Source organism: Nostoc paludosum FACHB-159, from assembly GCF_014698835.1.
GTDB lineage: Bacteria > Cyanobacteriota > Cyanobacteriia > Cyanobacteriales > Nostocaceae > Nostoc > Nostoc paludosum.
Genome location: NZ_JACJTU010000004.1, coordinates 304,703 through 329,253 on the forward strand (window position 1 = coordinate 304,703; position 24,551 = coordinate 329,253).

At 41.8% G+C, this 24,551-nt stretch carries 15 protein-coding genes; 4 read left to right on the top strand and 11 right to left on the bottom strand.

Annotated elements, in window-relative coordinates; genetic code table 11:
* The first annotated feature begins 686 nt into the window (after nt 1-686).
* The gene (locus H6H03_RS06530) at nt 687-2,252 is read left to right on the top strand and encodes a cation:proton antiporter (protein ID WP_190954308.1); all 1,566 of its coding nucleotides are present in this window, start codon (nt 687-689) and stop codon (nt 2,250-2,252) included.
* A gap of 326 nt (nt 2,253-2,578) precedes the next feature.
* Here H6H03_RS06530 and H6H03_RS06535 read toward each other — a convergent pair whose 3' ends face one another.
* The 5 genes from H6H03_RS06535 to radC form a co-directional block, all read right to left on the bottom strand.
* Nucleotides 2,579-4,270: a patatin-like phospholipase family protein gene (locus H6H03_RS06535; RefSeq protein WP_190954309.1), complete on the bottom strand. Its 1,692-nt coding sequence runs from the start codon at nt 4,268-4,270 to the stop codon at nt 2,579-2,581.
* A gap of 171 nt (nt 4,271-4,441) precedes the next feature.
* Entirely contained in the window at nt 4,442-6,382 is a 1,941-nt protein-coding gene (locus H6H03_RS06540) for a GMC family oxidoreductase (protein ID WP_190954310.1), read from the bottom strand.
* 187 nt (nt 6,383-6,569) lie between these two features.
* Nucleotides 6,570-7,484, bottom strand: coding sequence for a hypothetical protein (locus H6H03_RS06545; RefSeq protein WP_242058060.1), 915 nt, complete (start codon nt 7,482-7,484; stop codon nt 6,570-6,572).
* A gap of 132 nt (nt 7,485-7,616) precedes the next feature.
* Nucleotides 7,617-9,380, bottom strand: coding sequence for a peroxidase family protein (locus H6H03_RS06550; protein ID WP_190954311.1), 1,764 nt, complete (start codon nt 9,378-9,380; stop codon nt 7,617-7,619).
* Nucleotides 9,381-10,148: 768 nt separating this feature from the next.
* The gene (gene radC / locus H6H03_RS06555) at nt 10,149-10,880 is read right to left on the bottom strand and encodes a RadC family protein (protein WP_190954312.1); all 732 of its coding nucleotides are present in this window, start codon (nt 10,878-10,880) and stop codon (nt 10,149-10,151) included.
* 170 nt (nt 10,881-11,050) lie between these two features.
* Between radC and H6H03_RS06560 the strand changes: the two genes are divergently transcribed.
* Nucleotides 11,051-11,623: a hypothetical protein gene (locus H6H03_RS06560; protein WP_190954313.1), complete on the top strand. Its 573-nt coding sequence runs from the start codon at nt 11,051-11,053 to the stop codon at nt 11,621-11,623.
* A 391-nt stretch (nt 11,624-12,014) separates the two neighbouring features.
* Here the strand turns inward: H6H03_RS06560 and H6H03_RS06565 are convergent, their stop codons facing one another.
* The 5 genes from H6H03_RS06565 to H6H03_RS06585 all read right to left on the bottom strand — a co-directional run bounded on the left by H6H03_RS06565 (nt 12,015) and on the right by H6H03_RS06585 (nt 19,230).
* On the bottom strand, nt 12,015-12,950 hold the full coding sequence (locus tag H6H03_RS06565) for a phosphoribulokinase (protein WP_190954314.1): 936 nt from the start codon (nt 12,948-12,950) through the stop codon (nt 12,015-12,017).
* 206 nt (nt 12,951-13,156) lie between these two features.
* Nucleotides 13,157-13,591: a CoA-binding protein gene (locus H6H03_RS06570; RefSeq protein WP_190954315.1), complete on the bottom strand. Its 435-nt coding sequence runs from the start codon at nt 13,589-13,591 to the stop codon at nt 13,157-13,159.
* Between the two features lie 92 nt (nt 13,592-13,683).
* Nucleotides 13,684-16,935, bottom strand: coding sequence for a serine protease (locus H6H03_RS06575; protein WP_190954316.1), 3,252 nt, complete (start codon nt 16,933-16,935; stop codon nt 13,684-13,686).
* 73 nt (nt 16,936-17,008) lie between these two features.
* Nucleotides 17,009-17,527 (bottom strand): COP23 domain-containing protein, encoded by a 519-nt coding sequence (locus tag H6H03_RS06580; RefSeq protein WP_190954317.1) that lies wholly within the window; start codon nt 17,525-17,527, stop codon nt 17,009-17,011.
* 308 nt (nt 17,528-17,835) lie between these two features.
* Nucleotides 17,836-19,230: a serine/threonine-protein kinase gene (locus H6H03_RS06585; RefSeq protein WP_190954318.1), complete on the bottom strand. Its 1,395-nt coding sequence runs from the start codon at nt 19,228-19,230 to the stop codon at nt 17,836-17,838.
* 336 nt (nt 19,231-19,566) lie between these two features.
* On the opposite strand from H6H03_RS06585, the gene eno reads away from it, so the two are divergent.
* Nucleotides 19,567-20,856 carry a phosphopyruvate hydratase gene (gene eno / locus H6H03_RS06590; RefSeq protein WP_190954319.1) on the top strand — a complete coding sequence of 430 codons (1,290 nt, stop codon included), beginning with the start codon at nt 19,567-19,569 and terminating at the stop codon, nt 20,854-20,856.
* Between the two features lie 128 nt (nt 20,857-20,984).
* Here eno and argC read toward each other — a convergent pair whose 3' ends face one another.
* Nucleotides 20,985-22,043, bottom strand: coding sequence for an N-acetyl-gamma-glutamyl-phosphate reductase (gene argC, locus H6H03_RS06595; RefSeq protein ID WP_190954320.1), 1,059 nt, complete (start codon nt 22,041-22,043; stop codon nt 20,985-20,987).
* 373 nt (nt 22,044-22,416) lie between these two features.
* Here argC and ribBA point away from each other — a divergent pair, with 373 nt between their 5' ends.
* Nucleotides 22,417-24,090, top strand: coding sequence for a bifunctional 3,4-dihydroxy-2-butanone-4-phosphate synthase/GTP cyclohydrolase II (ribBA, locus tag H6H03_RS06600; RefSeq protein WP_190954321.1), 1,674 nt, complete (start codon nt 22,417-22,419; stop codon nt 24,088-24,090).
* Nucleotides 24,091-24,551 lie beyond the last annotated feature (461 nt).

Sequence of the window (24,551 nt, forward strand, 5' to 3'; positions counted from 1 at the left end):
GCTTACGTCGTTAAATTGACCGAACTTATCATTTAACAACAATGCTTTTAGGCTGTCAGGACATCTTTGTTGTTGTTGTTTAAGGAAAATATTTAGAACGACATAAGGGCTATTTCGTGTAATCACAGTCTCAAACTCTTCTTACTTTATTCATCTCCCCCACGCGATCGCGTGTATTCGTACCTCGGCGATCGCCACACATTCGCAAGGAAGTTTCGCAGGTAAGGCGGCTGAAACCTTTACCACAAACGATGAAGAGGCTTTACTATATTTGCCTTTTCTTAGGGATTACCAAGAAATAAATTATCCAATTTTGTGGGGTGGACATCTTGTCCGCCCCAAGCCTTGGGCGGGCGAGACGCCCACCCCACAAGAAAAATTGTATGTTTTTTTATTTGGAAGTCCCTTAAAAGATTTTCTTATTCTCTGCGGGAGCAACGCTTTGCTTTCCTGTTTTTATAAGAACCATTGGTCAAGACTTTTTTATTGCAGCAGCCTTGCTCCTGTGATATCTATTTATTTCGATTTGTCCCCTTGTCCCCCTATTTCACCGCGTAGGTTCGTAACGTCGAATTTCTTCCACCTGACCAACTTCAAAAATTGGTTATTAAAGTCTGACATTGATTTGCTGTCATCTGAAAATAGTTAGATGAGCAGAAGTACAAAATTTTACTAGGAATCTTATTATGGTACTTGAAGGTGCGATCGCCGAGGAAGTTATCACTAACAATCTCAAGCAATTTCTGTTGGTGCTTTCGGTATCTTTAGGTGTGGCGACACTACCGCAGATATTTAGCTGGTTTCGCCAGATACCTTACACTCTACTATTGGTGATTGTTGGCTTAGGGTTGGCATTTGCCGATGTTCGTTTGGTGATTCTTTCCCCCGAATTGATTTTGTTCATTTTTTTGCCGCCACTGTTGTTTGAAGCTGCATGGAATTTGAAATGGTCAGAACTGAAGCGGGATTTAGTACCAATTTGCTTGTATGCAGTTTTGGGGGTACTGATAACAATAGCAGGTGTGGCGATCGCTCTCAATCAAGTTGTTGCTGTCTCTGTGACTACAGCTTTACTCATTGCAGCCAGTCTATCTGCTACTGACCCTGTTTCTGTCACTGCTTTGTTTCGGGAACTAGGCGTGGGTAGTCGTCTTGTCACTTTAATGGAAGGCGAAAGCTTGTTCAATGATGGGATGGCGGTAGTTGCCTTTGGTTTTTTGGTATCGTTCTCTTTGAGAACTGTAGAATTAGAATTTCAGCCAATTTTAGTTGAGCTTGTTACAGTTGTCGGCATCGGTATTGCAGTAGGAGCTTTCATTGGGTTTGGTATTTCCTACCTTACCCAGCGCTTCGATTTGCCTTTAGTGGAACAATCTTTAACTTTAGTTTCTGCTTACGGTACTTACCTGATTATTGAAGATTTGGGCGGTTCTGGAGTCATTGGGGTTGTAACCACAGGTTTAATTTTGGGCAACTTTGGCTCTCGTATAGGAATGAATCCCCGCACCCGCGTTATTGTTTCCGAGTTTTGGGAATTTTTGGCGTTTTTTGTTAACTCCATTGTCTTTTTGTTGATTGGCGACCAAATAAGCTTTGCCAGTCTAGGAGAAAATCTACAAATTATTTTAATGACAGTGGGAGCAATGATTTTGATGCGAGGAGTTGCTATTTTTATTCTCACCAAATTGAGTACCAGCATCACCAAATCAGAAATTACTTTACCAGACCAAACTATCTTATGGTGGGGTGGACTTAGGGGTTCCGTCTCCATCGCCCTAGCATTGAGTGTACCGACAATACTGCCAGAGCGAGAAAAAATCATTGCTACAGTGTTTGGGGTAGTTTTATTTACTTTACTTGTGCAAGGGTTGACCATCAAACCTTTGCTAGAAAAACTCAATTTGCTGGGTGATACACCCTTACGCGAGGAATATTTAGAATTAGTTGCCCGTAATGTTGCGCTAGAACGCGTTTTACAACACCTCCAAGCAGATAAACGCCCCGGTATCGACCCAGAATTTCGTCGTTACCAAGGGAAACTTCTCGAAAGTGAACTTGCAAATTTACATACAAAAATTAATAAATTACAAACTGAGTATCCGAATCTTCAGAGCTTTACTACTGAACAATTTCGAGGAGAATTGTTAGCAATTGAAGCAGATACGTATGCAGAATTTGTCAAATCTGGTCGGTTAAATAAAGAACTCGCTTCTTTGCTTGAAGATGTTTTGCAAAATGGGGAGGGAAAATAAGAAAGGCAAGAGGCAATAGAATTATATAGCAATACAAAACACTTGTAAAAACCGGGATTTATCGCGTCTGGTAAACCCAGAATTTTGTACAATTAGCCTTTAGCTGAAGCGTATTCAATTATATAGGACTAGTATTCGATTTTTGAAACGTAGGGTGTGTTATCGATAGCGTAACGCACCACAAGCGAACAATGTAGAGACGTTGCAATTGCTAGTCTCTACAGGTCTATGGTTCTACAAAAAATCCTTAACTGAACCGTATTGGAATAGAAAATGATTAATTACCTATTGCCTCTGCCTCTTATCTTTTTAATCAATTTAAAATTCTATAGCTGACCGTAGTTTTCTAAATTGTCCTTAATTATATCTCGTAACATTTTAGCTAAACTCCCACGCTTGAAAAACCAAAGAACATTGAGAGCGGTACGGCTAAAAGAATCGTTTATAGATTGATTAATTAAACGAGGAACAACAACCTCAATACGTTCTTGGATTTGTTTTTCAAGAGATTTAAAGTTTTCTTTTTGATATTTAGGCCAAGGTGGTAAATTAACTTCTTTTTTTGCTGAACCAACCAGAGGAATTATTGGTAGAAAAATATTTTGTTCTCCTTCCTTTTCAACTTGCAATTGCGGGTTATTTCTCAGTCCTTTTGACCATGAATCAAACAGAGGATTAGAAGCTGGTAAGACAAAATATTTTTGGAGAAATCTTTGGCAATTACGACGACCAAGTATATAGTCGTGATGCCGAAATTCCTGGGATAGAAAACCACCAAAAGCATTGAGACTACCACAAGCTAGAGGTTTTCTACGGTCGTTATCGCTACGTTCGGGAGCAATCAAAAAGCGACTGTAAACATCTTCATCTAAAGCAAGAATTAATTCATCTGGTTTAAATCTATTTTGATTGATAAAACTCTTAAATATTCGCGATACTAAGTTAATTAAATTACTCTCTGGATTCACTGCATCCACATCATTAGGAAATGGATCTATTAACAAAGTAGCTCGATTTGCTTGCTCTCCATCGCGGGGATTTCGCTGTTGATTACCTCGCAGCGCCAAGCGGACGAGTTCTATGGGTTCGTTGCTAATAATCCCGCCATCTACTGTTACAAACTTATAGGAACCCGAACCTTCATCTTCAATTAATAAATCTTTATCAGGACTGATACAGCGATACTCTGAACACGTACCGGTTAGCGTTGGGTTACGAACAGGTATTTCCCATTTGCGCTTTTCGTATTCATCGATACTACTTCTTTCAAGTCGGCGAGGAGGAAATCCTACGGGAAACGCGCTACTGGCTAATGCTGAATCAACCAACAGTTTCCAATTACCGATATCAATTTTATCTGGATTTAGAGCGATCGCACCTTCAACCTCATCACTCTTGTCACCAATGGCAAAATGCATGAAATCTGCATGTTTAACCATACAATGCCCTTTAATGCTGGAATTTGCTCCTTGAGATTTAATTACATAAGGAACGCCACGCAAGTTAGTAATACACAAATAAACTTCAAATGGGTCATCAATATAAGGTCGTTTTTTACCTGTAGATTTTAACTTCAGAACATCTTTTCCAAGGTCGTCAAGAATAGTAGAATCCAGAAAAGACAAAACAGGAGCTTTCGGATTTTCTAAATCCTGAGTCTTTAAAAGTTCAGAGACATCTATTCTTTGTACCCAACTTTCATAAAGCTTATTCCTTACCGGATTATTCAATGGATACCCAATTACAGGGGTGATCTCGCTATATAATGACGATGCTGTAATCGCAGCTACAATCGCACCTGCGGATGCTCCAGACATCGCTTTAATGAAAACATCATGGGGTGGAATTTCCCATTGTGAAAAATCATCACCATACTGCTGTTCTTGCTTTAATTTTTGTTCGTACCACTGATCTAAAGCTTCAAAAAGAAAGTCAATTACGCCAGAAGTGTACGCGCCTGCTGAAACAGCACCAGCCATCACTAAACCAATCTCAAAATGTGGTAATTTATTTTCCATATATAAATTCCTTATTGTTAAAGTTCAGAATTCAAAATTCAGCATTAGAGATGCGATTAATCGCGTCTGTACAAGAATTAAAAGCCAGAATAATTAAAAAATCAGGATAAAATTTGATGAATGAATATAGCCCTACTAAATCATTGGTAAGAAAAATCTATTGCCTATTGCCTATTGCTTATTAGCAGCGTCTTGCAGAATAACATCGCTTGCTTTTTCACTAATCATGTATATTGGCGTCACAATAAAGAACCCAGGAATAAAAGGAAACACAGATGCATCTACCACGCGTAAATTCTGTGTTCCATAAACTCGAAAGTCGCTATCTAAGACTGCCATTGTGTCATCTTTGCGTCCAATTTTACAAGTACCACAAGCGTGATGCCCCCAAGCTTCATCTTTGATAAATTGCTTGATTTCATGTTGCTCATCTATACTCTTTCCTGGTAACATTTCGGCTTTTGTGAACAACTGAGTTCGTTCTGTCAAGCGTCTCACAAATTCGACTCCTTCGACAACAGATAATAAGTCTTGTTCGTTGACATCATTACCTTCATCAAAATATTTAAAATTAATTTCTGGAACATCTCTAGGGTCAGTTGTTCTCAGTGTTACTGAACCGGCTGTATTGTTAGTATGAGCCTTGAGTACAGCCCAGGTAAATAGGTTTTTATATTTACCAATGTCTTCAGAATATTTGAGAAAATAACCTTTGAAAAAAGCTGGTAATCCAAAAATAAATAAATCGGGTTCTGGTCTATCTCCATGCGATTTTTTGATAATTCCTAACACTGCTCCATTAGTTACATATACACCTGATTTAGAACGATTCCATTCTAATAAACAATTATCATTAATTTTCTTTCCGGGTTCTGGTTCGGTAAATGTACAATTATCGAGGATGCTAAAGTTTTGATTCATTTCACTGACCACGCCCACTTCGTAGCGATCCTGTAAATTCCTACCGACTCCCGGAAGATCTACGCGAACTTCTATTCCTAGATTAGTTAATTCTTCTTTCGGGCCAATTCCAGATAATTTGAGTATTTGGGGAGTATTGAAAGCGCCTCCAGACAAGATTACTTCTCTTTTGACAAATACTGTGTGGCTATCTTGGGAGTTATTTTCTGTTTTATCAGCTTGAGGATCGGCACGATATATGTGTTGACCTTCAACATACTCTACACCGATCGCAGTATTATTTTCATCAAATAAAACCTTGGTTACCAAGGCATGAGTTTTCACTATCAATTTATCAGGAAATTGGCGTTCAATTTCGCGAATATATTCCCTTGTACCAGTGCGTTTTCCATCCTTAACAGCAAGGGGAACAGAAAAAACACCTTCCCCACTGACTTTGGTAATTTTCCAGTCATTCGGGTCTAAAAGTGTGTCTAAAAACTCCAGAGGATCTTTTTGCCGGAGTTTGAGAAAAGCTAATATATTAGCCAAGAAACTCTTAAAAATTACCTTAATAACTTGGGGTAAACTTTTACCCTGTTCTCCTAAAGCTTGAATAGCAGATTTAACGATAACTTTTAGGAGTTGGCGATCGCGCACAACTAACTTAGGATCTGCTAAATTGGTTGTTAGCCAGCCATCAAAGCCGTGGCGAGTCGGATTATCATTAGGATTAATAGGGCGATCGAGATAATTGCAGCGCTCTAGCCTTTCAAAATACTTCCGCATATTATCGCTGTTCCAGGAAGCATCTCCTGTAATTTCTGCAATTTTGTCCCAGTCACTGTTGTGAGGATACACCGTAATCATCGCATTATGAGCAGTGCATCCCCCCAACGTCCCGGCTCGCGGATACAAAATACCCTTATGCTCTGGGCTAAACTTAGAATCACGCCGCTGCTGCTCCTCATTGGAGTAATGCTTAACAAAAAAATCCCACCTCAAATCGTTATCTTCCGTCGCCCGCGCATGAAACGCTGGTACTGAATAAGTGTAACGTTCCCTATCTTTGCCCTTTTCATCGCGTAACGGATCTCCACCTGCTTCTAATAGCAAAACCTTGTACCCTGCTTTTGCTAAATTTGCAGCTACCGGGCCTCCTCCAGCACCGGAACCAACAACAATATAGTCGTATTCAGCTTGTTTATTCATAATTTTTGTTAATTCAAATACATCAAGAAATTTTGGATTTTAGATTGACTCTATGGCTTATCAAAATCTCAAACTCACTTTCTCTTTTTTCAACTCTTCTCTTTGCGCCTTTGCGACTTTGCGTGATAAAATCATCCATTCCATAAAGACGCGATTCATCGCGTCTCTACAAAAGTTTTGCTTTGATTTAACGATTCCGAAATCTTTGATGTCTAAAAAATAGTTGACTATCACCATAAAATGATGATAAAAATTCCGACGTGGTTTCAATGTGTCCGATAACTTTAGCTTTTTGACGATTATTCTTTTCCTCCGTAGCATCTTCTGGGCTAACACCATAGACAGTGTATAAAGATGTTCCAGTTGGGATTTTAGCCAAGTCGTTCCTAAAGTCATGTGGCGGACTTTCAGCAAACTTGATATTTGGGTTAGGAACAAGAAACACTTGTGCGGGATAATAAGCTTTACTTTCTTTTTGACCGTGTTGGTCAATTTCTCCCAAATCTTCTAAATACAATTTAGTTGGATATCTGGTAACTCTTGTAAATATTAAGTTGGTGACAATCGGCCCAAGACTTTTAGCTACAGGAACGATATTTGATAATTCATTGGCGAAGAAATTATAATTTTTGTCTTGCCCAACTAAAGATACTAAAGCTGAGAAATTACCAGAAGGATTTCCATCCACAAATAACTTGAGTGCTAGACCTGGAGCAAAACCGCGATCGCTCGGATCTCCAGTAACAGATAATCGCAAAACTCCGTAGTCTGCTCCCTTAAATAAACCCGAAAATGTAGTATTATTTGTGGGAACAAACTTGATTTTCGCTACACTTCCGTGGGCGTGAATCGCTTTCTTCCAATTACTAGGAGCTTCGTCTAATTGACGATCCATCTTAGTTTTGAGAGCAGTAAAAAATAAACCAACAATATCAATTTTTCTCAAGGGAGGAAGTTCATCATATTTCGACTTGAGAATTCTAGAATTCCATAAAAAATCTTGTTTTTGAGCAGCTTGCCAGGACAGGTAATCATCAGGCAAAGAACCCAAATCTTGAGCATTATGCCAAAATTTCTGAATTTCTTCTAAGTGTTGCATCATGTTTCTGTGATTGGGGACTGGGGAGATGGGAGGCTCTTGAGGCAGGGGAAAAGGTTAAAGGTTAAAGGGAAAAGGAATAAATTTAATCTTTCCCCTTTTCCCCTTACCCCTTTCCCTTTCCCCATACCCGATTTAACCGACCTTTCTCCAAGGTTTAAAGCCGTTGCTGATGCCGAAGAAAGCAGGTGCTAGTTCGGGATGATGACGGCGGAGGATTGTTAGGAAGGTGTTGTTGTCAATCCAATCCAATCCAAATTGAGTGTAAACTTCAGCGGTGTAGTCTTTGGTAAAAAAGCGATCGCTTTTCAGTCTTCGAGATGCCATGAGAATAAACACGCGAAAAGCCGTATCACTAAAACCAAAACCATCTGGAAGATCTTCTGCAAATAAACCCACCATCAAATCTACGCTGTCAATGTCGTTGTTATAGACTTCGCGTAATTCTTTAACCCATTGTTTATTACTTGTAATCTCTTCAAAAGATTTAACTTTACCCCGACCCAATAATTCACGAAAACGGTTATAGCGAGGAACGCCTCTTTCCCTATCCCGCAAAATATCAACAGCAGCCAAATCAAATGCTGGCGTATCATCTCCTAACAGTTCTCCTGACAACTGTCGCAAAAAGCGGGGGTAATTATGCAATCTCACTGCACCAGGGTAAGAAATTCCAAAAGAGTAAAACAAATCTTGCATGGAAATTTCTTTTAAAGTTCCACGAGTGTTTTTACCAGCTATTTCAGGAAATTGTTTTTTGTGTAACAATTTGCCATTATTAACTGCGTGGAACTCCAAGTCATCTGGAATTAGAGGATGCATCCGATATACAGATACGAATTCTTGGGTGAGGTAATAGGGAGCGGTATGGTGGTCAGTTGGTGAACCAACAATTCCACTCAACAATTCACTCTCACCAATACGACCCCAACGCTTTTTAAAATCCTCGCCAAGTAATCCCCACCAGTTGGAATTCAAGGCAATGTCAGTGGCAGGATGTGGCAGGATGGCAGGAGTCCATTCAACAGTATGAATTTTAGCTGTCAAAGCTGCGACAATCAGGCGGGCATGGTTGAAGAGTTCATTATCTGTCCACTCAGGATATATTTTCTTTAAATGGTCGCAGACCGTATTATGTTCTTTAACAAATAAGGTATGCAACATGCTTAAGCCCACCCACCAAGCACCAGCAAAGCCTACCTTGTCAATGCCATTTTCTGGGTGAAATGGTAATAAGCCGTCTTCACCAATCAGCATTTTTCCGTCAACATGAGAGCGCAGTGCGTCAATGGTTTCTTGATTACTGCCATAAATTTGTGAAGCATCCCACCAGTGAGTAACTTCATTAATAAAACTGGGAGGGTTTTTAGTATCTCCGGTACGGCTTTTGTCTTCTAAGGTTTTGTTGATTGTCAGCGGACCGTGTTCTGTTGACCAAGGGTCATCCTTTTCTACAGGAATTTCAAATTTTTTATCCCGCTGGTTCCCCCCATGACTGAACCAATCATGTGTTTGAAATTGAATCCATGAAGCAGCGAGTAAATTCAAGATTCTCGCAGGTTGGAATTCACCCCGTGCTAATAACACTCGGCTGACAGTGCGCGGATTTGGGGTAAGTAGGTTTTTTTCATCAAATTTGGCATCTTGCAGCGGCACATTGCGCCCAAACCGAGTTCCAGCCATACCCATTTCTGGATGCTCAAGGTCATTGTAGCTGCCATCTGCACTGCGAACCTTCAATTGGTGAGGGTCTGCAATGGGAGCCGGTTTAGGTAGCTGGTCGTTATTCGGTAGTTGCGATGTATCGTGGAGGTTCTCTTTTCTCAGCTTTCCACGGAATTGAACTAATTTTAAAAGCGCAAAGGGAGTTGGCAATTTATGCCACGGAATTCCAGACATGATTTCATCTCCTGGCAAATTATGTCAAATTTCGTCAACCCTAGATATCAAGGCTATTTGATGTTAAAAACTTCCTTGATGCCTACAACAAAATAACAAAATTACTGAAATTGCCCCATACTTTTAAGAGTTAATTTATAAAGAAAATCTTAAGCTTTTATGTGCATTAAACTAATGTCATGCACAGCCATTAATGGTGTGTTACAGCGTAAAGATTCGGAAATTAATTGAGCAATTACATCTGAAATTGCGCTTAACACAATGGCAGAATTTAGCAGCAGAAGCCACTATATATCCTGCTTTCCATCATTGGAATTTAATATTTACTTTACAAATGACCTCTAAAATAGATGGTCGTGATAATAAATTCAGTGCAAAATTACAAGCAGCAATAAAAATTTGCAGCAAGTAGGGCAGTAATTCTAATCTTCGGTCAATCCTGCTCCCGATTCACATCATCAACACAGATGATCCCCACTAATGTGGTTAATTGAATGATGCAATATAATTTTTATTTTATCAACTGAGATTTTAGTAACTTAACATCTGAAGTTAAGAGATATTTTGTAAATGTTTGTGAAGTAGAAAAAATGTTATTTTTTGAGCAAATTAAATCTTAAAAAAAGGAGACTGGGGACTGGTAACTGGGAGTGAAGAATGAGGAGTTAAGAATTATTCTTTTTGTCTCCCCACACCCCCCACACCCCCCACACCTCCCACACCCCCCACATCCCCCACACCCCCCACACCCCCCATCCCCGCATCCACCTAATCCCCCTGCGGATGCTCATCCCACAAGGTTGTCATTTCTCGTAAACTTTGATGATTGCCATTACCCAAAATGAGATGATCTAGTAGGGGAACGCCTAAAAACTGTGCCCCTGCTAACAACTGGCGTGTCAATTCTATATCTTCTTGGCTGGGTTCGAGGTTACCTGAAGGATGGTTGTGGGCAACTATTACCCGCGTTGCGCCTTGACGAATAACTTCCCGAAAAATTTCACGGGGAGAAGCTAAGGTTTCGGTTGCGGTACCAATAGTAATTACTTGCGTACCCAGCAAACGATTTTTAACATCTAACAGTAAGACTGCAAAACGTTCTTGTATCTGCCACATCAAATCTTGACTGAGGGTAGCAGCAGCAGCAAGCGGACTATCAATCAGTGTCCCCTCAGAAGGTCGAGATTGAAAAGCGCGTTTGCCTAATTCAATTGCTGCTAAGATACTTGTGGCTTTGGCGGGGCCAACACCGGGAATTTGCATCAATTCTGCGGGTGAAACTTCTCGCAATGCTGCCAAAGGATCGCGCTGATGTTTGCCCAATTCACTCAAAATATATTGTCCCAAACCCACAGCTGACAGTTTCCCTGGACCTTGACCGGTGCCTAATAGAATTGCGATTAACTCGGCTGTGCCTAAAATTTTGGCACCATGCGTCATTAGCCGTTCGCGTGGACGCTCATCTAAAGGTAGGTCAGCAATTCTAAGGCAATAGGTCATAGAAAACTCAGAGAATAGTCACCAAAGATGGAAGTATCTTTAGTTATCCCTTGTTTGTTTTCAAAATTATCTTTATTTGAGAAAATCTTTAATTTTGAGGATTTTAGGGTCACCTGATTTGCAATTTTCTCAGGGAATACTAAAAATATTATGATTTTTTGGCGATCTCTATGTTTGACGAGCTATTCAACAATCTCCAAAGTTTTATTGGGTCTAAAATTCAAGAAGTCGGAAAAGAATTGGAAAAACGCTTCGGCGTTCCTGAAGCCGCAGGGTCATTTGTGCTGATTCGTCGATTCACGCCTGCTGATTCTACAATTACCAGGGGAGGCATTAGAACTGTAGGAGAAACTTGGGAAATTGAAGCTTATGACGATAATACTCAGCGGTTGATAAGCAGTGTCGATCCTTTGCGAAATGTCATCTTGTTTGAAGTTGCAGAACCCGATGTCCAAGAGTGTGTTTTTGCTTGCCAATTTAACGCGAAAGCTCTAAACACAGAAAAACCAATCAAAGTCAGCTTAGGTTTACGTAAGCCAGGACAGTGGGGTGCAATGACAACAACTTCATGGTCTACAGGAATTTCACCAACTCAAGATTTTCAGCCTTACGAAGTGCGTGCCCATTTTAAAAAAGAAGCGGATGCTGCAAAAGTTCAAATTAGCGTTCAATTTGAGAGTAGTGGCATTCTTGAGATTAGAGACATTGAACTGCTGCAAGCCCCCGTTAAGCCTCAATCATGAGCAATATTTCAAGTTTGATGCTACAGGCTGCGCGTAATACGCAAACGTCAAGGCGGAAACTGCTACAAGGAAGGCGGAAACAGTTATCTTTAACTCGTTGTATTTTACGTCTAATGTGGAGTTATCCAAATCAACGAAATCTCAAGAATTATCCGTCCTGTAGAGACGTTGCAATGCAATGTCTCTACAACGATAAATTAAGGATTTTAGCGTTGAATCCAAATAATGCGTATTTTATAAATTAATACGGTTCAGTTAAAGGCTAGTTTTACAAAATTGTGGGTTTACCAGACGCGACGCCAGTCGCTACAACGGGGGGAACCCCCGCAACGCGCTGGCTCATAAATCGCCGTCTCTACAAGTGTTTTGGTTTTATCTGAAATGTATTGTTTTATAAATACATTTGGGTTGCTTTAAGCATGTGGTAGGTAATTATTAACTGGGTGAGAGCTAGGGGGTAACTTTGGAGTGTTTCCCCAGTTGTACCAGCAATTTTGCCAAGTTCGGGGTTGCTCTCGCGATCGCAAATATTTCTTAAATGCGGCATATCAGAACAGATAATATGCTCTAACTTATTCACCTGTTCCAAGGTGGCATGACCATCAACTTCTAAGACATCTACAGGTTTACCCATATCCCTGTCTAGTCCCAGGCGGATGGCTGAATCGGAATTACCGCCAGAATTAGTAATTGTAGTGAAATCTGGGTGAGGAATTGTTGGACGCAGTACTAGGCGGACATTTAGATGTCCGTTGCTTTCATCTTCTTCTTCGGCGGGCGGGTAGAAACTAATAACAATATCAGACCATTGCCGCTGGGGACGGATGAATTGTGCTGAATCTGGTTCGCGCTTTTCTAGTTCCGCTAGCACTTGTTCGGCAGTGTAGCCGCGCTTTTGCGTGTCTCGTTTGACTTTCCACTGAGCGCGTATTTGTTCGGGAGGCGCCAGGTAAACTTTTACGTCATAAGAATCGCGGGCGGCGCGGGTAGAATAACCGAGTAATCCCTCAATAATCACAAATTTATTGGGCTTGATATACTGCGGTGGCTCGAATGTGCCTGTTTTATGGCTGTAAACTGGCTTGAGAATCGGCTGTCCTGTGCGTAGTAGCGACAGGTGTTGCTGCATAATATCTAAGTAGTTGCAGTCTGGGTGGAGGGCGGTGATGCCAATTTCTGCACGTTGTTGGCGATCGTAGCGGTGGTAATCATCTGTGCAAATGAGCGTGACATTTTCTGGGCCGAGTACCTGGGCGATTCCTCGTGTTAGTGTTGTTTTTCCAGCTGCGCTGTCGCCTACAATACCAAGAATTATTGGACGGCTCATCCTTCCTCCCACAATAAAAAACTAGTTTAGTAATAAAATTTCCCCACAATAGTTTTAATTCTAAAAGGGTTTAGGCGAGTAACTCAAACAATGAGTTGGTATGCAATATCTCTACACATAAAGTCTCTTGAGACTGGTTGATTGCATAATAATTACAATCTAAATTGCTTTTTGCATCATGTCTACGCATAATGAAGGATGCAAAATTAGACATTCTTTATTAAATCTACTTTCAGCCGCAGATACTCAATTTTGATGCAAGCATCCATCACCACGTTGAGTCCTGCATTTAAAGCTTTCTGTGCTGATGGTTGATCCCAGATGCCCAATTGTGCCCACACGGTTTTAGTGTTAACAGCAATTGCTTCGTCTACAATTTCTGGCAAGTATTCAGAACGGCGAAACACGTTAACAATATCAGCAGGTTCTGGTAACTGCTCAAGTGCAGCATAACTAGGCTTACCGTCAATTTCTTTAACTAACGGGTTAACGGGATACACTGTGTAGCCGACTTGCCGTAAGAATTGGGCGATTTGGTAGCTGATGCGTTCCTGTTTATCAGAGTGACCAACAACAGCAATAACTTTGGCTTGGGTCAACACCTCACGCAGGGCGTTATCATCTTCTTTCAGGTTTGGCATGGTCTTATGGCAAAGTGCTGACTGCTGAGTGATGAGTAATAAGCTATGACGCTGATATTAATTCTGAATGCCATAAGTCTATTCATTAACTATTAAAGCTCTCTAATTTTTGCTAGCACCTTTTGGTAATCATCGGTTTTACCTTGTTGTTTGTAGAGGTCTGCCGCTTTTTGAAAGTCTTGACGCGCTCCTTGATTATCTTGGATTTGAGTACGAGCAAGACCTCGACGGTAATAAACATCTGCAAATTTGCTATCAACTGCAATTGGCGTCCTTGTCAGAATAATGTTTAAGTTATTTTTATCAGAGCGGTTAATTTGCAGGCTGACTTTAGTACCTGTTTGACCGCGAATCAGTTTTATTACTTGGTCTAAATTCAGATTTGCGGTTGATTTACCATCAATCGCTAAGATTTGATCGCCGATTTTCATCCCACCTTTTTCGGCAGGAGAATTTTCAATTACTTTAGTAACTGTTGCTAATTTAGTTTGAGGATTGATTTCTGCTATGACACCAATACCGGAAAATTCCTGAGAAAATAATATTTTGTCGTAATCCGCGATCGCTTTTTGATAATCTTTAATTTCAGCCTGAGCTTGTGCCCGATTGTAGTAAGCGTCAACATCGTCAGGCTGGAGTCGAATTACTTCGCTAAAATCCGCGATCGCCGCTTTATAGTCTTGCTGTTGCAAGTAGGCTTGGCCACGAACCTTGATAACATCAACATCTCCAGGTTGGAGGCGAATTGCTTCGTTTAAATCGGCGATCGCTCCTTTGTAGTCTTGCTGTAGCAGACGAATACCGCCACGAGCTTTGATTGCATCAATATCTCCAGGTTTCATCTGTACCAAGCGATTAGCTCCTATGAGAATGGTTTTAACTTCAGCATCTTCAGGTTTGAGACGAAGTGCTTCATTCAAATCTGCTATTGCGCCTTTGTAGTCTTGCTGTAGCAGACGAATACCGCCACGAGCTTTGATTGCTTCAAAATCTTTGGGTTTGAGTCGAATTGCTTCGCTCAAATCCGCAAGTGCCCCTTGGTAGTCTTTCTGTTGAAAACGAACGTCCCCTCGTCTTTTAAAATTGTTGGCATCATCTGGATCAAGACGCACGGCTTCATTTAAATCAGTCAGCGCTCCTTTTAAATCTCCTTGTTGAGCACGGAGCGAACCCCGAAGCGAGTAAGCTGTGTCTTCAAGTCCTTCTGGATTCAGACGAATTGCTTCGTTTAAATCAACTAGCGCTCCTTTTAAGTCTTGTGTGCCAAAACGTGCTAAACCTCTAGCAAAGTACGCCCAAGAACCAGGATTCTTTTTTAAAGCTTGGTTTGATACTTCTAGTGCTTCTGGGAAACGCTTCGATCCAACTAATGCTATGCTACGAAATATCTGAGCGCTAGCATCATCGGGGTCTAATTTCGCTACTTGGTCAAAGGATTGTAACGCTTCTGGATATCGTTCTAATCCTATAAGTACTAGTCCACGCATACGCCAAGCAGGAATGAATGTCGGCTCAATTTGTGTGGTTTTATCAAATGCCTTGAAGGCTTCTGGATATTCTTCACGAGTCGTTTGCACGAAACCTTTGAGATACCAAGCCTGATAAAAGTTAGGCTCAAGTTGAATTGCTCGTTCGATAGCTTTGATGGATTCTTTTGCTTCGCTTTCACCGAGTGGCTTTTCTGGTGCGTTTCGTCCTAGTTGCCAGCCGTAGTTTAGAAAATCAATCGCATCAGCATTATCCTTGGGTTTTTCTATCTTAAATAAAGCTTGGAGAATTGATTTTGTCTCTTCTGGTGTCAGTTGCGGTGGTGCATTATTTTCCACTCTCAATATGGGTGTTATACCAGCTGACTGTGCCCAACGAACAAAGCTGCTGATGGGGACGCCCCAACTAAAACCCAATGTTATCAAGCGAGGCTGACCAGCTTTGTCTTTAATTTCTTCTATTTCTGCTTTGCCATGAATACCAATGACGCGTCCGCGAATATCTAACACTGGCCCGCCGCTCATTCCTTGGTCTGTGAGATTGGTATAAACTAAGCCATACCCGTAGCTCAAAGACAATGGACTCCTAGCGAAAAAAGACCCAGTTTGTTTTGATGCGACACTCCCAGCTGTAAACTGACGCTTTGTTTGGGTGGTTCCGGGTTTTAACCCCAGCCACCCAGAAACAAAAATGTATTTACCTTCTCCAACTATGTCGTAGTTTGCTAAAGTAGCAACGCGGTAATTTTGGTTGCTAGTAAACTGTAATATCGCTAAGTCTGTGTCTGGCACAGTTTTGAGGTTATCGTCATTCACCCTGACTTGATATTGTTTACCATCAGGGGCGATTATTTCTAAAACGGTGCGATCGCATTTTTGAGATCCTCGAACAACGTGTTCTGCTGTGAGGACGCTGTAGGTATTTCCTTGTTTACCAACAATCGTTCCCGAACCGCTACACTCTCGTAAAGTCGGCACATCTATTCGCACCGTAATTTCTTGGGCGATGTTGTTAACTTCATTGGCGATGGGAGGAAGACTTGCACTAGAAGGTGCGTTAGCTGCGGGTAAGGTTTCTTTGGAAGTATAGCCAGGAGCCAACCGAGCAAATGTTTGAATCGGAATGCCCCAACTATAACGGCTCATTAAATCTCGTAAAGCTTCGCTCGGTTGGGAACCATCTTCGTAAATGTAAGGGTTACCCCAAAGCGGATAGGCATGGATACCATTGATACCAATTACTTGTCCGCGACGATTCAGTATGGGACCGCCGCTCATGCCTTTTTCAATTTCGTTGCTGTAGCCGATTTGATATCCTTCTTTAAAAGCTCGGTCTGGTACTAGTAAGATTTGGCCTGCTTTGAAGACAAACCCCTGGGACTGAGACGGATTTGCCTCAAAGGGAAATCCAGCTGCGTATATTGGCTCGTTGACTGCAATGGTTGATAAATTTCCCAAAGGAGCTAAGCTATAGTTTCCGCTAGCACGGAACTCTAATAAAGCTAGATCCTTGCCCTGAAAGTTTACTCCTTTAACCAAACTGCCTTGGTATATTTTCCCGTCTGCTGTTTGAATTTGAACGGGTTTGCCCGATTCTAAAACGTGTTGATTGGTGATAACCGTATAAGTTTGACCTTGTTTTTTGAGTAAGATCCCTGAGCCTCGGTTTTCACCAGATAAAATTTTTACGGTTATGGTTCTAGCCAGCTGTTTGATTTGTTCTGGCGATCGCTCAGAATTTGACTGTTGAGCATAAACTCTTGGGGCAAAAATGCTCGTTTGTATAGGCAACGTCAACAGTATGCCCATCCAGGCGATCGTTGCCAGTGAGCGATTGAAGATTAATTTTTGTTTCATGTTGCTTTTACCGCTTGCAAATTTCTACACAAATATGCTTAACGAGCATTCCGCTACTTAACTAACCTGAGTATTAGTTTTGCCCTTCTGGTGCTTTTTCGCTCAGTAACATGCTCATATCAATGTATATTTGAGAAGAAGCATCTTCAGATTGCAGAATTGGGCCGCGAGCGCGATAACCAATTTCTACAAGGCTTTGCAGTACTGAACTTGCGTCTTTATGATATTTGAGTGTGAAGAGTAATTGACTGCAAGGGCCGCCGTATTGACTAGCCGCGCAGATCACAGCTTGATTGCCAGAAATCCCAGAGGTCAAGTAGTTCAAGATACCTTTTTCATAAGCACTCTGGAATCTGGAAGATACTTCTTGGCAGCGGATTTTTGGAGTGTAGTTGCCTAAAGTTTTAACCCAGCGAATCACTGGAATCTTCTTATTGTTGTAGTTTTTGGCATATGTCGTCCATACACCATCGTCACTTTTTTCACAAAAATAAGTTTTAGCTTGAGCAAAGCTGGGTGGAGTGATGCTAGCAATACTACCCAGAACAATTGTACCTGCGGTCAGTACTTGCAAAAATAGCTGGGGTTTCATCGTTGGTAGTTCTCACTAAGAGATGAGGAAAGCATAGATACTATGTATTTACCACAAAACCACAACAATATTACATTGTAAAATAATGTAATAATTTATTCCCGTATAAACCAAGCTCTTGATTAAACCCCTAATCCGACTTATACCAATTCTCTACTTGGAAAACCTCTGCGTACCTACCCTGCGGGAACGCCTAAAGGCGAACGCGCTAACCTTTGCGTGCCTACCCTCCGGGAAGGCGTTCGCGTAGCGTCTCGTAGAGAAGCGCCTATGCGTTGAAAAAATTATTAAAAATCACCATTAAATTACTAATTGATTTCTAATGAATTAATCATAGCTTGTGCTGTTTGTAAATATTTTGAATATTTAGCAACATCAGCCGTATAAGTCATGATATAGGCTTTATTATGTTTGACCATCCAAACTTGCAAGCGTTGAATTTTTACTCCTTCCTCTTCAAGAGTGTAAGTTACCTGATAAGCAGGTCGGTTTGTGAGTTGAGTTTTCCCCTGTTCTAGAATTTTTGTATTTGGATCTGACTGTTGGATTTCATCTAAATAAAATTTAGTAAATTGCTCTAATTCTCTGCGATTTTCTGGTAAATCTTGAATAATTAAATTAACGTTTTCTAAATAGGCATCTGTTTCAGATTCTTTTGGAGAAATGAATTTTACCACGTTGCCAGTAATGCGGTCTGGAGTTCCAGTGTATTCCCAATTTTCAGGATATTTTATGGTGATGCCATAAACGGCATTGTTATAATTTTCTAGAGTATTATTCCGCGGTATAAATATAAAGATAAAAGCAATAGAAGTAGCTGCGATCGCTATTCCTAAACCAATAAAACTTTTTCGCAAAACTGACTTTTGAGGATGATTAGCTATCTTTAGTTCTTGCAGAGCTTGTAATACTTCTGTTGCCGATTGATATCTTTGTCGAAAGTCATATTTGACCATCTTATCGATAATTTGTGCCAAACCAGAACTAACTTTTGCTTGATCGCGCCAGATGATTTCACCTGTAAGATGATCTCTGGGTAATTGCATTGGATTTAAATTAGTCAGGGCTTCGATCGCAATAATTCCAACTGCATAAATATCACTGCATAATCTGGGTTGACCTTGACTTTGTTCGCTGGGTATATAACCAGGGGTTCCAACCACAACTGTTGCCGTCATTTGCCCCTGAATATTCATTCCTTGGGAGCTAATTTGTTTGACTGCTCCAAAATCAATCAGAACAATTTTCCCATCCTCTTGACGCCGCATTAAATTTGACGGTTTAATATCTCGGTGAATAACATGATGCTGATGGAGGAATTCTAACGGCTCTAAAATATCCTGCAACAGAGCAATTACCTTTTCTTCACTCCACTGTTTATTGCGATTGATTTCCCGACTCAAGTCGTACCCGTCAACAAATTCTTGAACTAAATAAAACTTTTGGTCTTCTTCAAAATGCGCCAACAAACGCGGAACCCGGTCATGGTTACCTAAGCGGTTGAGTACTTTAGCTTCCGTCTCAAATAGCCGTCGCGCATGAGACAAAGTATTTATATCCGTTGCTTTTGGCGAAAAGTGCTTCACAACACACTGGTCTTTATCAGGCAATTTCCTATCAATAGCTAGGTAAGTAGCACCAAAACCACCTTCTCCCAGTTTGCTGATAATTTCGTAGCGCCCATCGAGGATTTTGCCTATCATCAGATTTACCAGTATGTTCGATTCATCTGAAATTTTGACATGGAATATTATTTCTCGATAGTACAAAAAATTGTAACTATTTATATATTTAGTATACAGAAAGCGAATTTTCTACATAGTTAGTAGTGCTAAATTTTACTCAATTTTAACCATTGGCTGAGAAAATCCGCTAAATGAAAGTCAGTTGAACCAAAAATTGAAAATTCATTGACAACATCTCTGGAAATATTCTTTAATCTCAGCCGACAAAGCTCGTTAAACGCCTATGCTAACGATTGGGTTAGGCCACTGGACTATATGCGTAAGTAAAACAGTCAAACAAAGGACAAAGTGTAAATGAGTAACATTCTAGATACTGCAATTGAAGCGATCGCAGCTCGTGAAGTTCTTGATTCACGGGGTAGACCGACAATTGAAGCCGAAGTGCATGTAGCCAACGGTGCCGTAGGACTGGCACAAGTTCCCAGTGGTGCCTCCACTGGCTCTTTTGAAGCCCACGAACTGCGTGATGGCGATAAAAGCCGTTATGGCGGCAAAGGAGTCCTCAAGGCAGTACAAAACGTCGAAGAGGTATTTGCCCCAAAATTACTGAACTTCGATGTCCTCAACCAAGAACTATTAGACCGCACAATGATTGCGATCGATGGTTCTCCCAACAAATCCAATTTGGGTGCGAATGCAATTTTGGCGGTTTCCCTCGCAGCAGCTAAAGCCGGCGCTGAATCTCTAGCAATTCCCCTGTATCGCTATTTGGGCGGGCCACTAGCAAATTTACTGCCAGTACCGTTGATGAATGTGATTAACGGCGGCGCACACGCAGCGAACAACGTCGATTTTCAAGAATTTATGATTGTCCCAGTTGGGGCGACTTCCTTCCGGGAAGCCCTGCGTTGGGGTGCTGAGGTATTTGCTACCCTCAGCAAAGTATTAGACGAGAAGGGTTTGCTAACTGGTGTCGGCGACGAAGGCGGCTTTGCCCCTAACTTAGAGTCCAATCAAGTGGCTTTGGAATTACTGGTTGCTGCTATTGAGAAAGCTGGATACAAGCCAGGTGAGCAAGTAGCTTTAGCATTGGATGTGGCAGCTAGCGAGTTTTACAAAAACGGTCAGTATGTTTACGATGGTAAACCTCATGCCCCTGCTGAGTTTATTGATTACCTCGGACAACTCGTTGACCAGTATCCCATCGTCTCCATTGAAGACGGTTTACACGAAGAAGATTGGCAAAGTTGGCAATTGCTCACCCAGAAGTTAGGTTCGCGGGTGCAGTTGGTGGGAGATGACTTGTTTGTAACCAATGCTACTCGCTTGCAAAGAGGCATCCAAGAAAAAGCTGGTAATGCCATTTTGATTAAACTTAACCAAATCGGTTCCCTAACTGAAACCTTAGAAACAATTGACTTGGCAACTCGCAACGGTTTCCGTTCAGTAATCAGCCATCGTTCCGGTGAAACCGAAGACACAACCATCGCCGATTTAGCCGTAGCCACCCGCGCCGGTCAAATTAAAACAGGTTCCCTATGTCGCAGCGAACGCGTAGCAAAATATAATCGCTTGCTGCGAATTGAAGATGAACTAGGCGATCGCGCCGTGTATGCTGGTGCTATAGGCTTAGGGCCGAAGTAGGGACTGGGGACTGGGGACTAGGGACTGGGGACTGGGGACTGGGGACTGGGGGCTAGAGAAAAGTTTTCTGAATGCCCAATACCCAATACCCAATACCCAATACCCAATACCCAATACCCAGTCCCCAATTACGGATAAAACCCCAACTTCGGCAACCCCAAGGTTTCATCCCAGTCCATCATTAGGTTTAAACACTGAATCGCTTGACCGGCTTGGCCTTTAATCAGGTTGTCAATTGCGGAAACGACAATTACGCGACCTGTGCGCGGGTCAACTTCTACGCCGATGTAACAAAGATTGCTGCCGTTAGCCCATTTGGTTTGGGGGTAAATGCCGCTACCGCAGACTTTTATCCAAGGAGAATTGCGGTAGAAGGCTGAGAAAATTGTAATCAAATCATCTCGCACGAGGCCGGGATCGCGCATTGTGGCGTATACCGTTGCCAAAATGCCGCGTACCATTGGGATGAGGTGTGGTGTAAATTGAATCGTTAATTCGTGACCGGCTAAATCACTGCAAATTTGCTCAATTTCTGGGGTATCGCGGTGACGACCAATATTGTAAGCTGCTACGGAGTTGTCTGCTTCAGCTAATAATAAGTTAGTTTTGGCTTGCCGTCCGCTGCCAGATGTGCCAGACTTGGCATCGATAATCGCTGTTTCTGGCACGATTAAACCTTGCTTTAACAGTGGTGAAAGTGCAAGCAGACTCGCAGTGGGATGACAACCAGGACAGCCAATCAGTTGAGCTTCGGCAATGCGATCGCGGTACAGTTCTGGTAATCCATAAACAGCTGTGACAGCAGTAGAGCGATCGCTTCTTTCAATACCATACCAACTTGTATAAGTTGCCAAATCACTGAACCTATAGTCTGCACTCAGATCCAGCACTTTACACCCTTTTTCCAACAGTGTGGGCGCGATTTGGCAAGCCACACCATCCGGTAAAGACAGGAAAACTACTTCACAGCGGTGAGCAATTATTTCTGGTTCTACCGCCTCTATTGGCAGATTAGCTGTATGAGCTAAGTGAGGGTAAAGATCCCCCAAGGATCTACCGATACTGTTCTCACCACCTAAATAAACCAGTTCGACTTCTGGATGATCCATCAAGAGCCGTACTAACTGTACTCCACCATAGCCCGACGCGCCAACAATCCCAACGGGTACGCGTCTAAATTTGCCCATGATCCCAAATCCTTATCCCATGAATGGTTAATTCTTTGCCAGCTATCAACATATCAGCCACCTGAGGCACAGCGTACAAAACCCTGCATCTCCCCGAAACAAAGTTGAGGGAGATGGGGAGATGGGAAGCAGGGAGCAGGGAGCAGAGGGGAAAGAACTAATTTTTCATTCTCCCCTTTGCCCCCTGCCCCCTGCCCCCTGCCCCTCTCCCCAATGCCCAATGCCCAATGCCCAATGCCCATTGCCCCATACCCCATCAGAAATTGCCATGTTATCAAATCATTGCTAGTCTACTTCTCTGGCTTATAAAGGAGCTACAATCTAAAAGAAGAAATTGTTAAAAAAATTTACGTTAGGTAGCTGGAATCTTTCTGTGTCACAGCCTAAGACTACCCAAGTTTTTCAATTTGATACAATTGATGCCGCCTTGGCAGACCTCAAAGCCGGTCGTGTCATTGTGGTGGTGGATGACGAAAATAGAGAAAATGAAGGCGATTTGATTTGTGCTGCCCAATTTGCCACACCTGACACGATCAATTTTATGGCCGTGGAAGCTAGAGGGCTAATTTGTTTGGCAATGACAGGCGATCGCTTAGACGAATTAGACTTACCCTTGATGGTGAGCAATATTACAGATACTAACCAGACTGCCTTCACCGTCAGTATCGACGCTGGCCCCCATTTGGGTGTGACTACAGGCATCTCAGCCGAAGACCGCGCCCGCACTATCCAGGTTACTCTCAATCCAGCTACAACACCTACCGATTTACGTCGTCCCGGACATATTTTTCCCATTCGGGCGAAAGCTGGAGGCGTACTCAAACGCGCAGGACATACAGAAGCCGCTGTAGACTTAGCTCGGTTAGCAGGGTTATACCCAGCTGGGGTAATTTGTGAAATTCAAAACCCTGATGGCTCAATGGCGCGGTTGCAGCAGTTAATTGAATATGCTAAACATCACAATTTAAAAATTATCAGTATTGCAGATTTAATTAGTTACCGCCTCAAACACGATCGCCTAGTGTATCGTGAGGTTGTTACTAAGCTGCCCAGTCAATTCGGTCAGTTTGAAATTTACGCTTACCGCCACACCTTAGATAACACAGAACACGTGGCAATTGTCAAGGGAGATCCGGCTAATTTCAAAGATGAGCCAGTGATGGTGCGGATGCACTCAGAATGCTTAACTGGCGATGCTTTGGGTTCTTTGCGTTGCGACTGTCGGATGCAGCTAGTAGCGGCACTGAAAATGATTGAAAATGCCGGTCAAGGTGTAGTTGTATACCTGCGGCAAGAAGGGCGGGGAATTGGCTTGATTAATAAACTCAAAGCCTATTCTTTGCAGGATATGGGATTGGATACAGTAGAAGCCAACGAGCGTTTAGGATTTCCCGCCGACTTGCGGGACTACGGTATGGGAGCGCAAATGCTCATGGATTTAGGTGTAAAAAAGATTCGCCTAATTACCAATAATCCCCGTAAAATTGCTGGCGTCAAGGGTTATGGATTGGAAGTAGTCGATCGCGTGCCATTATTAATTGAGGCCAATGACTACAATTCCTATTACCTGGCAACAAAAGCTAAAAAGCTGGGTCATTTACTGTTACAAACTTATCTGGTAACAGTAGCAATTCACTGGCAAGATGACCCGCAGTTAGTGACAAAACGCTATGAGCGTCTAGAAAAACTGCGACATATAGCAAGAAGCCACGATTTATTATTGCAGGAAGAGGCGCGTCCTTTGGCGATCGCTTTATTTGACGAGCCATCTTTAACAATACACTTGGGTTTCGATCAGCCAAAAGTTGCTAGTTGTGACTGGTATCGCCAAAGCGGTCATCCTTACATACAAGCAATCTTCGAGATTCTAGATAAACTCGTAACTTTACCGTATATCCAGAAACTAGAATTTCTGATTTCTTCTGGTAGCGATCCTTTGAGTAATTTACAAGTTCAACTAGATCGGCAAGTGTTCTCCGATGGTACACCGCCTTCATCGATTAGCGATCGCTTGGAGACACAGCAAATTTACAGCTTTAGCAAATAGGCACAGACCATACATCAGATTCGCAGCATTTATATAAATTTGTCATCTAGCTCTAGCTAAAAGGCTAGAGCTATTTGTTTATTATGCTTATATGCTTAAATTAATAATTCAGCCTGATCCTATATACTGTAGTTTAGACTAAATTCTTGTTTTAAGGCTACAACCCTTGTGTAGCAAGCATTTTAAACTTCGGAATCTAAACAAGCGTATAAATCATCAAAGCCTTTCTGGATAAGGGTTTGGCAATTTTCTGGATAAAATTAGTCTAAACTCCAATATATAGCGTTGATTGTTGAGTGTTGAGCGTTAACCGTCAACAATCAACACTTTAATTGCATATCCTTATTAAAGGTGATACCAATTTAATATGAAGCTGCATATAATAGGGAGAAGCCATCTCCTAAGTTTAAATAGCCATGAGCCGCCCGTTTAAGATTGAAATTGCAGAGAGCGAAGAGGAA

Coding starts and splice junctions, on each gene's coding strand:
- H6H03_RS06545 (WP_242058060.1), bottom strand. CDS start 7,484: ATGATGCAACACTTAGAAGAAATTCAGAAATTTTGGCATAATGCTCAA.
- argC (WP_190954320.1), bottom strand. CDS start 22,043: ATGGGCAAATTTAGACGCGTACCCGTTGGGATTGTTGGCGCGTCGGGC.
- radC (WP_190954312.1), bottom strand. CDS start 10,880: ATGACCTATTGCCTTAGAATTGCTGACCTACCTTTAGATGAGCGTCCA.
- H6H03_RS06585 (WP_190954318.1), bottom strand. CDS start 19,230: ATGATAGGCAAAATCCTCGATGGGCGCTACGAAATTATCAGCAAACTG.
- H6H03_RS06535 (WP_190954309.1), bottom strand. CDS start 4,270: ATGGAAAATAAATTACCACATTTTGAGATTGGTTTAGTGATGGCTGGT.
- H6H03_RS06530 (WP_190954308.1), top strand. CDS start 687: ATGGTACTTGAAGGTGCGATCGCCGAGGAAGTTATCACTAACAATCTC.
- H6H03_RS06565 (WP_190954314.1), bottom strand. CDS start 12,950: ATGAGCCGTCCAATAATTCTTGGTATTGTAGGCGACAGCGCAGCTGGA.
- H6H03_RS06580 (WP_190954317.1), bottom strand. CDS start 17,527: ATGAAACCCCAGCTATTTTTGCAAGTACTGACCGCAGGTACAATTGTT.
- eno (WP_190954319.1), top strand. CDS start 19,567: ATGAGTAACATTCTAGATACTGCAATTGAAGCGATCGCAGCTCGTGAA.
- H6H03_RS06540 (WP_190954310.1), bottom strand. CDS start 6,382: ATGAATAAACAAGCTGAATACGACTATATTGTTGTTGGTTCCGGTGCT.
- H6H03_RS06570 (WP_190954315.1), bottom strand. CDS start 13,591: ATGCCAAACCTGAAAGAAGATGATAACGCCCTGCGTGAGGTGTTGACC.
- H6H03_RS06575 (WP_190954316.1), bottom strand. CDS start 16,935: ATGAAACAAAAATTAATCTTCAATCGCTCACTGGCAACGATCGCCTGG.
- H6H03_RS06560 (WP_190954313.1), top strand. CDS start 11,051: ATGTTTGACGAGCTATTCAACAATCTCCAAAGTTTTATTGGGTCTAAA.
- H6H03_RS06550 (WP_190954311.1), bottom strand. CDS start 9,380: ATGTCTGGAATTCCGTGGCATAAATTGCCAACTCCCTTTGCGCTTTTA.